The sequence below is a fragment of the Lacinutrix sp. MEBiC02595 genome (assembly GCF_053601555.1).
Genome location: NZ_JBSHNU010000147.1, coordinates 66,366 through 80,313, shown reverse-complemented (window position 1 = coordinate 80,313; position 13,948 = coordinate 66,366). Strand labels below are relative to the sequence as shown.

Annotated in this window: 11 protein-coding genes; 7 read left to right on the top strand and 4 right to left on the bottom strand. The window is 32.1% G+C overall.

The genetic code is table 11. From position 1 onward, the window contains the following. The first annotated feature begins 153 nt into the window (after nucleotides 1–153). Together ACVCZW_RS02555 and ACVCZW_RS02550 are read left to right on the top strand one after the other, a co-directional pair. Nucleotides 154–597, top strand: coding sequence for a DUF1573 domain-containing protein (locus ACVCZW_RS02555; RefSeq protein WP_452231023.1), 444 nt, complete (start codon nucleotides 154–156; stop codon nucleotides 595–597). Between the two features lie 67 nt (nucleotides 598–664). Further along, nucleotides 665–1,210, top strand: coding sequence for an RNA methyltransferase (locus tag ACVCZW_RS02550; protein WP_452231022.1), 546 nt, complete (start codon nucleotides 665–667; stop codon nucleotides 1,208–1,210). Here ACVCZW_RS02550 and ACVCZW_RS02545 read toward each other — a convergent pair. Beyond that, on the bottom strand, nucleotides 1,194–3,494 hold the full coding sequence (locus ACVCZW_RS02545) for a hypothetical protein (protein WP_452231021.1): 2,301 nt from the start codon (nucleotides 3,492–3,494) through the stop codon (nucleotides 1,194–1,196). The two genes, ACVCZW_RS02550 and ACVCZW_RS02545, sit on opposite strands and share 17 nt — an antisense overlap. A gap of 40 nt (nucleotides 3,495–3,534) precedes the next feature. Further along, a complete protein-coding gene (gene folK / locus ACVCZW_RS02540; RefSeq protein WP_452231020.1) occupies nucleotides 3,535–4,662 on the bottom strand; it encodes a 2-amino-4-hydroxy-6-hydroxymethyldihydropteridine diphosphokinase in 1,128 nt (375 codons plus the stop codon). A 258-nt stretch (nucleotides 4,663–4,920) separates the two neighbouring features. On the opposite strand from folK, the gene ACVCZW_RS02535 reads away from it, so the two are divergent. The 3 genes from ACVCZW_RS02535 to rpsU all read left to right on the top strand — a co-directional run bounded on the left by ACVCZW_RS02535 (nucleotide 4,921) and on the right by rpsU (nucleotide 8,711). Continuing rightward, complete coding sequence (locus ACVCZW_RS02535; RefSeq protein WP_452231569.1) at nucleotides 4,921–5,625, top strand: queuosine precursor transporter; 705 nt, start codon at nucleotides 4,921–4,923, stop codon at nucleotides 5,623–5,625. Nucleotides 5,626–5,715: 90 nt separating this feature from the next. Continuing rightward, nucleotides 5,716–8,436: an AsmA family protein gene (locus tag ACVCZW_RS02530; RefSeq protein ID WP_452231018.1), complete on the top strand. Its 2,721-nt coding sequence runs from the start codon at nucleotides 5,716–5,718 to the stop codon at nucleotides 8,434–8,436. A gap of 80 nt (nucleotides 8,437–8,516) precedes the next feature. Then, nucleotides 8,517–8,711, top strand: coding sequence for a 30S ribosomal protein S21 (rpsU, locus tag ACVCZW_RS02525; RefSeq protein ID WP_055443717.1), 195 nt, complete (start codon nucleotides 8,517–8,519; stop codon nucleotides 8,709–8,711). A 66-nt stretch (nucleotides 8,712–8,777) separates the two neighbouring features. Here the strand turns inward: rpsU and ACVCZW_RS02520 are convergent, their stop codons facing one another. Beyond that, on the bottom strand, nucleotides 8,778–9,572 hold the full coding sequence (locus tag ACVCZW_RS02520; protein WP_452231017.1) for a DUF2797 domain-containing protein: 795 nt from the start codon (nucleotides 9,570–9,572) through the stop codon (nucleotides 8,778–8,780). Between the two features lie 136 nt (nucleotides 9,573–9,708). Here ACVCZW_RS02520 and ACVCZW_RS02515 point away from each other — a divergent pair, with 136 nt between their 5' ends. Then, a complete protein-coding gene (locus tag ACVCZW_RS02515; RefSeq protein WP_452231568.1) occupies nucleotides 9,709–11,223 on the top strand; it encodes a GH3 auxin-responsive promoter family protein in 1,515 nt (504 codons plus the stop codon). Between the two features lie 232 nt (nucleotides 11,224–11,455). On the opposite strand, the gene ACVCZW_RS02510 is transcribed toward ACVCZW_RS02515, so the two are convergent. Next, complete coding sequence (locus tag ACVCZW_RS02510; RefSeq protein ID WP_452231015.1) at nucleotides 11,456–12,322, bottom strand: MerR family transcriptional regulator; 867 nt, start codon at nucleotides 12,320–12,322, stop codon at nucleotides 11,456–11,458. 151 nt (nucleotides 12,323–12,473) lie between these two features. Here ACVCZW_RS02510 and ACVCZW_RS02505 point away from each other — a divergent pair, with 151 nt between their 5' ends. After that, nucleotides 12,474–13,892 carry a fasciclin domain-containing protein gene (locus ACVCZW_RS02505; RefSeq protein ID WP_452231014.1) on the top strand — a complete coding sequence of 473 codons (1,419 nt, stop codon included), beginning with the start codon at nucleotides 12,474–12,476 and terminating at the stop codon, nucleotides 13,890–13,892. The last annotated feature ends 56 nt before the right edge of the window (nucleotides 13,893–13,948 follow it).

Sequence of the window (13,948 nt, the reverse complement as noted above, 5' to 3'; positions counted from 1 at the left end):
TAGATGTTCTTTTTAGTAAAAATTGATTTCATTGCGAATTTAGTTAAATTAATAGTTGTTATAAAATAATGTTAAAAATTAAATTGTAATACGAAACACATATTGTTTTAGTAAATTTGGAATACTTATTTTTAAATCAAACCATTATAAATTATGAAAAAAGCAATTTTATTAAGTTTTGCTATGCTAGCAATGACGACAGTAGGAATAGCTCAAAACACCGAAAAAACTAGCGAAGTAAAAACAGTAGCTAATGAAGACGGCGCACAAATTGAGTTTGAATCGGAAACCATAGATTATGGAACCATAGAAAACAGCTCGGATGGAAATAGGGAATTTACATTTACAAATACAGGAAGCACTCCTTTAGTAATTACAAATGCAAAAGGCTCTTGCGGATGTACGGTTCCTACTTGGCCAAAACAAGCTATTGCTCCTGGAGAATCTTCTGTTATTGGTGTACGTTATGCTACAGATAGAACTGGATCTTTTTCCAAAAGTATAACGCTAACTTCTAATGCGGTAAACGCTCCTAAAAAAGTAATACACATTAAAGGAAAGGTTAATCCAAAACCAACAGAAGAAGAGAAAATTTAATTTCTTTTTTTGATAACTTTAAAGCTTCCTCTTCAAAAAGGAAGCTTTTTTTTTGAATATTTGCACTATGAGAAAACTAAAAAACAACGAGCTAGATCGATTAACCGTAGAAGATTTTAAAACTGCTACCAAGACTCCTATTATAATCATTTTAGATAATATTAGAAGCTTGAACAATATCGGCTCGGTATTTAGAACTAGTGATGCTTTTTTAGTTGAAAAAATCTATCTCTGCGGAATTACTGCTACTCCACCACACAAAGACATTCATAAAACAGCACTTGGAAGCACAGATACTGTTGCCTGGGAATATGCCGAAAGCACAACTTCTTTGGTAGAAAATCTAAAGGCTGAAAACGTAAAAATATGCGCTATCGAACAAGCGGAAAATGCAACCATGCTAAATGACTTTTCACCGGAAGCAAACACAAAATATGCTTTCGTTTTTGGAAATGAAGTAAAAGGTGTTGCCCAAGACGTGGTAAGCGCAAGTGATGTCGTAATTGAAATCCCTCAATTTGGAACCAAGCACTCCTTAAATATTTCGGTGAGTTGCGGCGTTGTGGTTTGGGATGTTTTTAGTAAAATGAAAAGCACTATTCTACAACAATAATTTCGCTAATCAATTTTCCTGACTTGGTAAACCCTTGAATAGAAAAAGTATATCCTGAAGAATTATTTTTAACTTTAAAAATAGCTTCCCCATTCGTATTGGTTTCTAGTATTGGTTTCCAATCTATTTCTGTTGCTTCATTTTGAAAATTAAAATCATGAATTGGCGTGTAATACTTTTTAGCCGTATTGTAACCATACTCAAAAACATAATTCTGGTATAATTCTACAATTCCTTTTTTGTAATTATCTGTTGTAAAAACTTGATATGCCCTAAACCCTTTTTTAAGAGGTTGCACCATTACATTTTCAACATCTTTCATTTCTAATTTTAAACCTCCTAAATCTTCAGACTCCATTCTTTTCCCATCAATAAACAGAAAAGCTTCTTTTTCTACACCCAACTCCAAATACCATTCTAATCCTTTCCAATTTACCAACCTAGCACCTTCTGCTCTTTCTAAATACCCCAAGAACAATTCTTTTTTATAACGATCGGCTACCTCTAATGGCATGTATTTTCCAATATCAAAAGTTATTTTCTTGTATTTACGCACCAATTTTGTTTTTTCTAAATACGCCTTAGTTTTAATTCTTCCAGTAACATTAACGGTATCTAACCTGGTAGCATCGGCTTCATAAAACACGAAGTCATCTTCTTTTTCTATGGCTACAGATGTATAATTTGACTTTAAAACTATAGGCTTAAATTCCAATTTAGAATGAACTACAGAATCTAAAGTCATATTTTCTGGTTTTGCCAATTCGTTATCTGGTTTTACAAAAGATAATTTTACAGCATCCCCTTTATATATCAACAGATTTTTAAAGGTGAAATCCAACTTATTATTCAAAAATATCTTATCTATTACCTTATTATCTTCACTAATTAACGCAAGGTTATTAGACCCTAATGGCGCAGCGTGACCAGACAATTTAAACCCTAATTCAAAGTCGTATTTATATTTTGGGTTTACATTATTCACAAATCGCGAAGTAGTATACTGCGTCCAACCTTGCGTTAACAATAGTAAGTCTGCATGTTGCAATCGATTTATGTTTTTTTCATCCAAGTAATAGGAAGGCTTTTCTATATATCCTTTTATATAAGGCGTTAGCAAAAAAGCAGACTCTATAGTAGTCTCTTCTTCTATTTGTGTTTTACTTGACATCACAGAAACGCTTAAATTAGCTCGTTCTGCTTCAGCTATCATTTTCAATTTAAAAACACTAGAATCTTTTTCTTTTAGTTGCTTTTCAACTTTCACTTGGATTTTAGCATTGTCTTTATACACAAAAAACTTTCTTTCCAGAATTGGCGTATCCTTTTTAAATACCGTTACCGTATTTACCCCGTTAAAAAAATCATTCTTATTTATTTGCAGAATTATTTTAGAAGTATCCCTAAGCACAATATCTGCGTAATTAACCAATTTATTATTTTGATGAAATAAAACCGAATAACTATCCTTTTGGCTTTGTAACGTTTTCCTATTCGTTTGCAATTGCATATCCACAAAATCTACGCGATCTATAACCTTAAGAGACAAACCTTCTTTTTTAGCCACTGGAACGTCCATTTTTAGAACCGTATCTTTTATCCTGATAATTGCTTGATATTTTTCTGATGCATCATAGAAAAGCGCACAAGTAGTCATTCCTAAATACCGATTTTCAAAACTCGTGATTACTTTATTTTTAGAATCTACAATTTCACCAGTAAAATCGAGTCCTTTCCCATTCACTAAAGCTTTAATAGCAATTACATTTTCGACATTTTCTAGTAAATAGCCTCCTTCTGGAAAAAGCTGTAGATCATATAAAACAGGATTATTTTCACCATTATTTTTAGCCGTATTACCTATACTTATTTTAGAGACAAATGTGTTTTCGTCTCCAAAATTTTTCATAAAATTAGTATGTGCCTGAATATAATAATCTCCATATTCTAAAGTATCGAATAGTTCAAATTGCCCAACTCCTACTCCTTTATTAATTAAAATATTTTGCTCTTCTATTAACTGGCCTGTTTCAGAAAACAAGCTAACATATAGCAAAGTCGTTTTTAATGAAGGCTTATTGACACTGGAAGAAACATAGCCCTTAAACCAAATAGTATCTTCTTTATCATACTTCGTTTTATTGGTATGTATAAATACTTTTTCGAAAAACAACGGATCCTTTTGTAATGCGGCAACTAAAGAATCTACAGATGTATCTTGCGCCATTGCAATTACACTAAAAAAAAGGAGAAAATAAAATAGTACATAATTGGCTAGCTTCATAAATTCTAAATATTTAGAAATTTACAAAAAAATTAAACAACTATTCACAAATTCTATCCAACAACCAAAGATAGTCTGCTCGGTTTTTAACAAAGTCTTTTTCAGAAATATCAATAATCTTGACATTCAATTCGGTTTGCTCTTTTAAAAACTCTAAATAACCAGAATTGATTTTATCTAAATAATCGTTTTCAATATCCTTCTCGTAGCTTCTACCTCTTTTTTTAATATTGGCTTGAAGTCTTTCTGTATTCTGATATAAATACACATACAAATCTGGTTTTGCGATGTCTTTATATACCTGATAAAAGAGTTTTCTGTAGAGTTTAAACTCATCTTCGGGTAAAGTAATTTTTGAGAATATTAGAGATTTAAACACATCATAATCACTAACAATAAAATCTTTAAATAAATCTAACTGCGATAAATCATCACTAATTTGCTGATAGCGATCGGCAAGAAAAGACATTTCTAAAGTAAATGCATAACGCTTTGGCTCTTTATAAAATTTAGGCAAAAACGGATTATCTGCAAAACGTTCCAAAATAAGTTTCGCATTAAAATCATGTGCCATTTTATTGGTGAAGCTCGTTTTTCCTGCTCCTATATTCCCTTCTATTGCAATAAAATTATATTTAGAAAAATCATACTGCTTACTTGTATTTTTTAACCAAATATTTACTGGCTCCAAAACACTAGTATCCTCGCATTCAGCTAACAAAACACCAACTTCTTTGTTTAATATGGGATGCTTCATTTGCGAAGCTATATTATGTAAAGGCTCCAATACAAACTTGCGTTTATGCATTTCTGGATGCGGAATCTGTAAGGATTTAGAATCTACAATTTCGTCTTCGTAAAAAACAATATCTAAATCTATAATTCTAGATTCATATCCTTCATTTTTAGAGCGAACTCTTCCTAATTGTTTTTCAATATCTAACAAAATCTTTAAAAGCTTACTTGCTTTAAATTCCGTTTCTAAAATTAAACACGTATTTAAAAAGGACTCGCCTTTAAAACCAAAAGCAGGTGTTTTATAGACCTTAGATATTATTTTAATATTACCAACTTGTTCGTGAATGCGATCAACAGCATTTTGCAAATTTTTAAATTTGTCGCCTTGATTGCTTCCTAAAGAAATGTATGCTTTTTTTGGTTGGTTCATAAGTAAATTAACACATCTTACTTTTTTCTATTTCCCACAAATAGTTAAAAACAAAAGAAAAGACGAATTCCTGCAAAATAACTAAAACAATTTTTAATGCTTTATATTTATCTTAGCTATTTATTCACAATTTAATCTCAAAAGTTTTTGAGTGGAAACTTGTCTAATCTGAATACGCTAAATGTGACAGATGAAAAACAAAAATTAACAGAAAATTTAGTAAACAAAATTTAGCTTCCCGATTTCGAAGTACATATTATGACATTAAAAGATAAACTTGCTGCACAACGTATTTACCTATTTCTGGGTGCTTTATTTATAACTTCATTAGTGGTTTCTAATTTAATATTTCAAAAGTTTTTTTATTGGCACCCAATTGATGTAGAGATATTTGGTTCCAAATTATTTGAAATTTCCGTTGGTATTTTACCATACCCTATTACCTTTTTAATCACCGACTTAATAAGCGAAATCTATGGTAAGAAACGAGCTAACGACATTGTTATCGCTGGAATTTTCGCCTCCTTTTTCTCCATGTTCATTGTTTATGTCGCCAATGCAGCGCCAGCCACAAGTTGGTCGCCAGTAGACAACAATCTATTTACCACTGTTTTTGGCAGCACAGCAATTGCTGTTTTTGCTAGTATGATGGCTTACTTATTTGCGCAATTAATAGATATTCAAATTTACCATTTCTGGAAACGCGTAACCAAAGGAAAACATTTATGGTTGCGAAATAATTTCTCCACCTTTTTCTCCCAGTTTGTAGATACGCTTACCATTTTAATTTTATTATGCTCTTTTCATATTATAGCTTGGGATAAGTTTGCTGGCTTACTAATTGCAGGATTTGTTTTCAAAGTGCTCATCGCTCTTTTTGACACTCCTTTTTTGTATTTAGGCGTCTATATTTTTAGAAAACGTTTTAACCTTAAAATTAACGAAGAAATAGATTTACTTTAAACGCTAAAATTTTGCTAAAGTCTATCTTTACATCATCTAAACCGAGTATTATTACGTAAATACGTACACAAACAAATTTGTATTTTTTTTATGAAGAAAGCTTTAAAAATTACTGGTATTACTTTACTCATTATAGTGGCACTTTTGGTTGCCATTCCTTTTATGTTTAAATCACAAATTAAGGATATGGTAAAACGTTTTATAAACGAAAACATGAATGCTAAAGTAGAATTTAGCGATGTAAGCTTAAGCTTTTTAAGCAGCTTTCCGCAAGCACATGTTAGTGTAAACGATTTAGTAATCACCAACTTTGAACCTTTTAAAGACGAAACTTTTGCTACTGCCAAGTCTATTACTTTTGATATGTCTATAAAAGAGCTATTCAAAAAAGCAGACGAAGGACCAATTGTTGTAAATGCTATAAACGTAAACGAAGCTTTATTAACTTTAAAGACCAACAAATTTGGAGATGTAAACTACGACATTGCTAAAAAAGATGAAAAGGAAACAAAAAGCACCAATACAGAAGGTGACTCTAGTTTTAGTTTTGACATTAAAGATTACGCGATAAACAATAGTGCTTTTACGTATTTGGATGAAAAATCGAACATTACCTTTTATATCACCGAATTAAATCACTCGGGAAAAGGAACTTTTTCTGGTGAAGTTTCAGAACTAGACACCAATACGGAAGCTAGAGTAAGTTTAAAATTAGATAGTACAGAATACCTCAGCAACAACACCATTAAACTAGATGCATTAATCGATCTGGATTTAGAAAATAATAAATACACTTTTAAAGAAAACAAGGCAGTAATCAACCAGTTACCATTAGCGTTTCAAGGATTTATTCAAATGGTAGACGAAGGTCAAAACATAGATATTTCTTTTGAAAATTCGGGTTCCGATTTTAAAGACTTTTTAGCTATTATTCCGAAAGAATATTCAAAAAACATCGAAAACGTAGCAACAACAGGAACCTTTAAAGTAAAAGGAATTATTAAAGGTTTGAGTAGCGACACCACTATTCCGCATTTAGACATAAACATAGCATCTAACAATGCTTCGTTTAAATATCCAGATTTACCTAAAAGCGTACAAAACATCATCATAAACGCATCGGTAAAAAACGATGATGGAAACGTGGACAATACCTATATAGACATTAAAACTTTAAATTTTAAAATAGACGAAGATATTTTTAAGTCTTCAGCTACTTTAAAAAATATCACCAAAAATATGTTTGTAAACGCTGACATTGATGGTGTTTTAAACCTAGCAAACATCACCAAAGCCTATCCTGTAACTTTAGAAAAAGAATTAAGCGGAATTTTAAAAGCAAAGCTAAACACTTCTTTTGACATGAATGCTTTAGAAACCAATGCATACCAACGCATTAAAAATAATGGAACGGTAAGTATTACGGATTTTATATTTTCTGGAGAAGACATTGTAAATCCAATTCATATAAGCAAAGCAGATATCACCTTTCACCCTGGAACTGTTTCGCTAAACAATTTTGATGCAAGAACAGGAACTAGTGATATAAATGCAACAGGAACCATTAATAATCTATTAGGTTTTTTACTTAGTGATGGAAAGCTAAAAGGAGATTTTAATGTAAAATCAAACACCTTTGCTGTAGATGATTTTATGGTTGCTGAAACGGAAACTGCTTCTAAAAACAAAACGACGTCCAGTGAAGAATCGCTGAAAATTCCAGCATTTTTAGATTGTACTATTAAAGCAGACGCGAAAACGGTTTTATACGATAACTTAACCCTTAAAAATGTAAAAGGAAATCTAAAAATAAAAGACGAACAAGCCACTTTAGAAAACCTAACCTCTAACCTTTTTGATGGCGATATTGCTGTTTCTGGTTTGGTAGACACGAAAAGTAAAACACCTCTTTTTAATATGAACCTTGGTATTGCAAATTTTGACATTTCAGAATCCTTTAAAGGTTTAGAATTACTACAAAGCTTAGCTCCTATTGCTAAAGTTTTACAAGGAAAACTAAATACAACCATTAATCTTTCTGGCGCTTTAGATGAGCATTTTTCCCCAGATTTGGCTTCGGTTTCTGGTAATGCACTTGCAGAACTGTTAACTACAGATATTTCTTCGGAAACCGCTCCTTTATTAAGCAAACTAAATGGCGCATTTAGTTTTATAGATTTTGATAAATTAGATTTAAAAGACCTAAAAACAAAATTAGAATTTAAGGACGGAAAAGTAAATGTGAAACCTTTTGATATTAAATACAAAGACATTAACATTACTGTCGATGGATCGCATGGCTTTGACAAAAGCATGGCTTACAATGCCGTTTTACAAGTTCCTGCAAAATACCTAGGAAGCGAAATCAATCAACTTATTGGTAAAATAAACGATCCTGCCGCAGATAAAATAACAATTCCTGTAACAGCAATAATTGGTGGTACTTTTAGCGCTCCAACCGTTAAAACAGATTTAACAAGCGGCATTACCAATCTTACCAAACAACTAATTGAAATTGAAAAACAAAAACTTTTAAATCAAGGCACACAACAATTACAAGATTTAATTGGTGATGCTTTAGGAGGAACCAAACCTAAAACCGACTCTACAAAAACACAAAATAGCAATCCAATAAAAAATGTCCTTAATGATATTATAGGAGGAAATACAGCAAACACAAATAACACAGATTCCACAAATACAGAAACAACGCCTACAAAACCAACTGTTGAAGACGGTGTAAAAGATATTTTAGGTGGTCTTTTTGGAGGAAAAAAGAAGAAAGAAACTGTAAAAGACTCGATAGAGTAAAAAAGAAGAAAAAAAAAGTAAATAAATATTATAAAATAAGAATAATTAATTACTTTTGCATCCACAATTAAAGATTCATTATGTTAAGAATAGAAATAAAAGAAGGAGAAAATATAGAACGTGCTTTAAAACGTTACAAGCGTAAACACAGAAATGTGAAAGTTATGCAGAACTTAAGAGAAAACCAGTTTTTCACTAAGCCATCTGTAAAACGTAGACGTCAAGTACAAAAAGCATCTTATATTCAAGGTTTAAGAGACGCTGAAGATATTTAGTAGATACTTCTTTTTACATATATACAAAAACACGCTTTTATTAAAAAGCGTGTTTTTTTGTTTGTCTTAATCTACTGTAATTGCTACAACCAAACCTTCATTAGATCTCACGTTAAAAACCGTTTGATCTTCAAAAATGAGGTATTGCCCCTTTATCCCAACCAATTTACCAGAATAACTTCCTTGCTTTTTTATATTTAAGCTTTTTGGCTTTAAAGGATATTGCAACACCGGAAATTCTATATTCGTTTCCGTATTATTTTCAATAAAATACTGTTGTGCTTCGTCTGGTATATATTGTTTTAAGCGTTCTCGCCAAACCACCAAATCTTCATCTGCTATTTCATTTTTCAACATGGTTCGCCAATTCGTTTTATCTGCAACATGATCTTTTAAAGCAACCTCCGTAATTCCTGCTAAATATCTATTTGGCACTTCTACAATTTCAATAGCTTCATGAGCACCTTGATCTATCCAACGTGTTGGTACCTGCCCTTTTCTAGTAACACCAACTTTTACATTACTTGAATTAGCTAAGTAAACAATATGTGGTTGCAGTTGCACTTTCTTTTCGTAAGCTAAATCGCGATCTTCTTTATCTAAATGCGCTGTGCTCAATTCTGGACGTATAATCCAATCTGCTGCTTGGGGAATGTCAAAAAAACAGCTTTTACAAAAACCTTGTCTGTAAATTTCTTTGTTGAAACTACAATTTAAACATTGGTATTTTATAAACTTAATATCTATTGTCTTGCCTAGCAACTGGTTCATATTCAAGAAATCACTTTCAAACACTAAATAATATTGAATAGGCTTTGTAAACTCGGTTGCCATTTTTGTTAAAACACCTTGGTAGAACATAAAAAAAAGTCTTATTTTTATCGTTGAAGATACTTATAAAAGATAAAGGCGCTTCTCGAAAATTTCAGCGTGAAATTAGTATCGAAAAAAGCAATTTTTATAAGCAAATCTAATTAAGAATAAAGATAGTATAAATATGGCAATTCCTATAGTCAATTCTATTGCTTCGTGGTTTTTAAAAAAACGATTTCACCAAATCGAATTATTTTTAAAATACCCAAACGAAGTACAAACAGAATTACTGTTAGAACTTATAGACACAGCAAAAGATACCGAGATTGGTAGGCAATATGATTTTGCATCCATTAGAAACTATACCCAATTTGCGGCCCGTGTTCCTGTTTCTTGTTATGAAGATTTCCAACCTAGTATTGAGCGCTCTAGAAAAGGAGAAAACAATATCTTTTGGCCAACACCTATTAAATGGTTTGCAAAATCTAGCGGAACCACAAATGCGAAAAGTAAATTTATTCCGGTTAGCACCGACTCTTTAGAGGATTGTCATTATGCAGCAAGTAAAGATTTACTTTGTATGTACTTAAATAACAATGAAGACTCTCAACTCTTTACAGGAAAAAGTTTACGTCTAGGTGGCAGTAAAGAACTTTACAAAGAAAACGGAACTGCTTTTGGCGATTTAAGTGCTATTTTGATTGATAACATGCCTTTCTGGGCTGAATTTAGTAGCACGCCAAGCAACAAAGTTTCTCTCATGAGTGATTGGGAACATAAAATGCAAGCCATTGTAAACGAAACTATAAATGAAAACGTAACCAGTCTTGCAGGTGTACCTTCTTGGATGTTGGTTTTATTAAACAATGTTTTAGAAACAACAGGAAAAGGTAATTTACATGAAGTTTGGCCAAATTTAGAAGTTTATTTTCATGGAGGTGTTAGTTTTACGCCGTACCAACAGCAATACAAAAATATTTTACCAAACAGTAGTTTTAAGTATTATGAAATTTATAATGCTTCGGAAGGATTCTTTGCGATTCAAGATCATAACAATTCTAGTGAATTACTACTCATGTTGGATTACGGGATTTTTTATGAATTTATTCCCATGGAAACTTATGGCGGTTTTAACGAAAAAATTATTCCGCTTGCCGAAGTCGAAATTGGCAAAAACTACGCGGTAATTATCACTACAAATGCTGGATTATGGCGTTACAAAATTGGGGACACAGTTCGATTTACTTCTACCAAACCATATAGAATAAAGGTTTCCGGACGAACAAAACACCATATCAATGTATTTGGTGAAGAGCTAATAATTGAAAATGCAGAAGACGCACTAAAAACAGTTTGCAAAAAAACAAAAGCAGAAATTGTAGATTATACCGCTGCTCCAATTTTTATGCAAGGCAAAGAAAAAGGTGCTCATGAATGGCTAATAGAATTTAAAAAACCACCAAAAGACATAAACATGTTTAATGAATTGTTTGACAATGCGTTAAAGGCTCTAAATTCGGACTACGAAGCAAAGCGCTATAACAACTTGACACTTAACAAACCAACCGTTCATGTTGCTAGAGAAAAACTGTTTTATGATTGGCTAAAACAGAACAACAAACTTGGTGGGCAACATAAAATACCTAGACTTTCTAACACTAGAGATTATATAGAACAGTTATTGAAACTAAATAGTTAACGCTGAATGTTTTTATACTGAAAGTAGTTAATCGAAGAAAAAAACAATCCTTTTTCTTACAACGAGTATAAGTTATACTTTGTCTAAAACAGTTTATTATTTAATAAATTAAAACTACTTTAGCCTTGCTATTAATCGATTACTATATACTAATGTAGTATTAATTATCGTCCATAAACAAAAAAAAACCCAAGCAATTTGCTCGGGTTTTTTTTATTATTTAATTTTATTTTTATTTTTTCAAAAGACCAATTAGTTCTTCGGGATGTGCTAAGTATTTCACCCTCTTATCTTGACTAACATTCTCTAAAATAGTTGGGTTTCCGGAAACCAAAAGCGCAATATCTCCTTGGGATAATATAGTATCTATTTTACTAGAAACAGATTCTTCAGTTGGCGTTACAAACATAGACAGCATTAATTCTGGTTTTACTTCCTCTATAACTTGTTTTATATTTTCCGTAGGTACATTTTGTCCTAAGTAATACACTTTCCACCCCATTTCTCTTGCTATATAATACGCTAATAAAAGTCCTATTTCATGGTATTCTCCTTCCGTCAAAAACATTAATATACTAGGAGCTCCTTTATGCGGATACGCAAGTAAATCTATAGAAGCAAACATTTTTTTCTTAATTAAATTAGAAATAAAATGTTCTTGAGCAGGCATTACTTTATTAATTCCCCATAGAACTCCAACCTGGTTTAGAAAAGGATAAATAAGATCTGTAGTAGTAGCCAATAGACCTTTTTTAACAATTTGAGTTCTTAGTATTTCATTGAATGTTACCTCATCCATATCTAGCATACTAATAACTAGCGCACTTATCTCGTCTTCATAATCTCCAGAAATAAATTTCTCTGAAATGGTTTGGTGAATCTCGGTATCCGACATTTTATCTATTTTAGAAATCCGATAACCATTTCTAGTTAAAACACCAATATTCAACAACTTCTTTAATTGAAGATCTGAATAATACCTAATATTAGTATCGGTTCTTTCGGGATTTAAAAAATTATATCTGGTTTCCCATTTTCGTAATGTATGCGCTTTAATACCTGTTAAAGTGACAATCTGTGCCATTGTATATTTACTCATGTCTAATTATTTACCACGCAAAGTTAAACAAAAAATCAGGAAATCGATATTTCAATCAAAAAACTTTTGTCTAACTTTTTATATATTTTATTTGACAAATTAAAATTATTTTATATATTTGTCCAAACAATAACAAAAAATATTAGACATTATGAAAACGAAATTCTTTTTTATCGCACTTTTTAGTCTATCCTTATTAGTAACATCTTGTAGTAATGATGATGATAGTTCTAATACCCCAATTACTCCTACACCAAATATTATAGAATTAGCACAAGCAACACCAGATTTAAGTTCTTTAGTAGCTGCTTTATCTAGAGCAGACGGAAACTTGGTTTCTGTATTAAGCGGAAACGGACCTTTTACAGTTCTTGCTCCAACTAATGCAGCCTTTACTACTTTCTTATCTGCTAACGGATTCGCATCTTTAGAAGATGTACCAACAGATATACTATCACAAGTACTTTTAAACCATGTAATTATGGCAGATGTTTCCTCTAGTGATTTAGCATCTATGGGTTCTGGCTACACCTCAGGAAGCGCAAGTGGTCCAGATGGTTTAAACATTAGTATCTATTTTGATGCATCTGGTGGCGTGATGTTTAATAACGTTGCAACCGTCACTACTGCTGATGCAGATGCATCCAACGGAACGGTACATATTATTGACGCTGTTCTAAGTTTACCAACCATAGTGGATCACGCAGTTGCGAATCCAGCTTTTTCAAATTTAGTAGCTGCCTTAGGTGCAGCAGATGGAAACTTAGTTAATGTACTTAGTGGAGATGGACCATTTACAGTTTTAGCACCCGACGATACTGCTTTTAGCACCTTTTTAAATGGTACTCCTTTAGCAAATGTAGATACTGCTGTTCTTTCTCAAATATTATTAAACCACGTTATTATAGGTTCTACCATAACTTCTACTTCTTTAGTTGATGCTGGAGCAGGATATACAAATACAGGAGCAACTGGTCCTGGTGGAAATGCTTTAAGTTTATATTATAATACTTCAAGTGAAGTAGTATTTAATGGAATATCTACAGTAGCACAAGCAGATGTAGTTGGAACCAATGGAATAATTCATGCAGTAGATACCGTAATTGATATTCCAACCGTAGTTACTTTTGCTACAGCAGACCCAACGTTCTCTACTTTAGTACAAGCATTAACAACTTTAACGCCTGCAACAGATTTTGCTAGTATATTATCGAGAACAGCAATTGGAAACACAGACACCATAGATCCTGATTTTACCGTATTTGCGCCAACAAATGATGCTTTTGCTGCTTTAGCTGCAATTCCTGCGGAAGGGCCTTTAACTCAAATTCTATTACACCACGTAATTAAAGAAGCAAACATCACATCTAGTATGTTAAATAATCCTGGTGACACGACTGCTGCTACACTAGAAGGTGATAACATCACGATTACACTACCTGGTTCTGGTAGTAATATAGCAGACATTACAGATGGCTCTGGAGCTACAGATATTGGCATAGTAGCTGTCGATGTTCAAGCTGGAAACGGCGTTATACACGTAGTAAACAAAGTAATGATTAATAATTAAGAGTAAAATATTTATAACACACTGATAAATAGACCGATAACTACTTTTTGTTGTCG

Excerpts from the sequence above, each read along its gene's own strand:
- ACVCZW_RS02555 (WP_452231023.1), top strand. The coding sequence starts at position 154 with ATGAAAAAAGCAATTTTATTAAGTTTTGCTATGCTAGCAATGACGACA.
- ACVCZW_RS02550 (WP_452231022.1), top strand. The coding sequence starts at position 665 with ATGAGAAAACTAAAAAACAACGAGCTAGATCGATTAACCGTAGAAGAT.
- ACVCZW_RS02545 (WP_452231021.1), bottom strand. The coding sequence starts at position 3,494 with ATGAAGCTAGCCAATTATGTACTATTTTATTTTCTCCTTTTTTTTAGT.
- folK (WP_452231020.1), bottom strand. The coding sequence starts at position 4,662 with ATGAACCAACCAAAAAAAGCATACATTTCTTTAGGAAGCAATCAAGGC.
- ACVCZW_RS02535 (WP_452231569.1), top strand. The coding sequence starts at position 4,921 with ATGACATTAAAAGATAAACTTGCTGCACAACGTATTTACCTATTTCTG.
- ACVCZW_RS02530 (WP_452231018.1), top strand. The coding sequence starts at position 5,716 with ATGAAGAAAGCTTTAAAAATTACTGGTATTACTTTACTCATTATAGTG.
- rpsU (WP_055443717.1), top strand. The coding sequence starts at position 8,517 with ATGTTAAGAATAGAAATAAAAGAAGGAGAAAATATAGAACGTGCTTTA.
- ACVCZW_RS02520 (WP_452231017.1), bottom strand. The coding sequence starts at position 9,572 with ATGTTCTACCAAGGTGTTTTAACAAAAATGGCAACCGAGTTTACAAAG.
- ACVCZW_RS02515 (WP_452231568.1), top strand. The coding sequence starts at position 9,709 with ATGGCAATTCCTATAGTCAATTCTATTGCTTCGTGGTTTTTAAAAAAA.
- ACVCZW_RS02510 (WP_452231015.1), bottom strand. The coding sequence starts at position 12,322 with ATGAGTAAATATACAATGGCACAGATTGTCACTTTAACAGGTATTAAA.
- ACVCZW_RS02505 (WP_452231014.1), top strand. The coding sequence starts at position 12,474 with ATGAAAACGAAATTCTTTTTTATCGCACTTTTTAGTCTATCCTTATTA.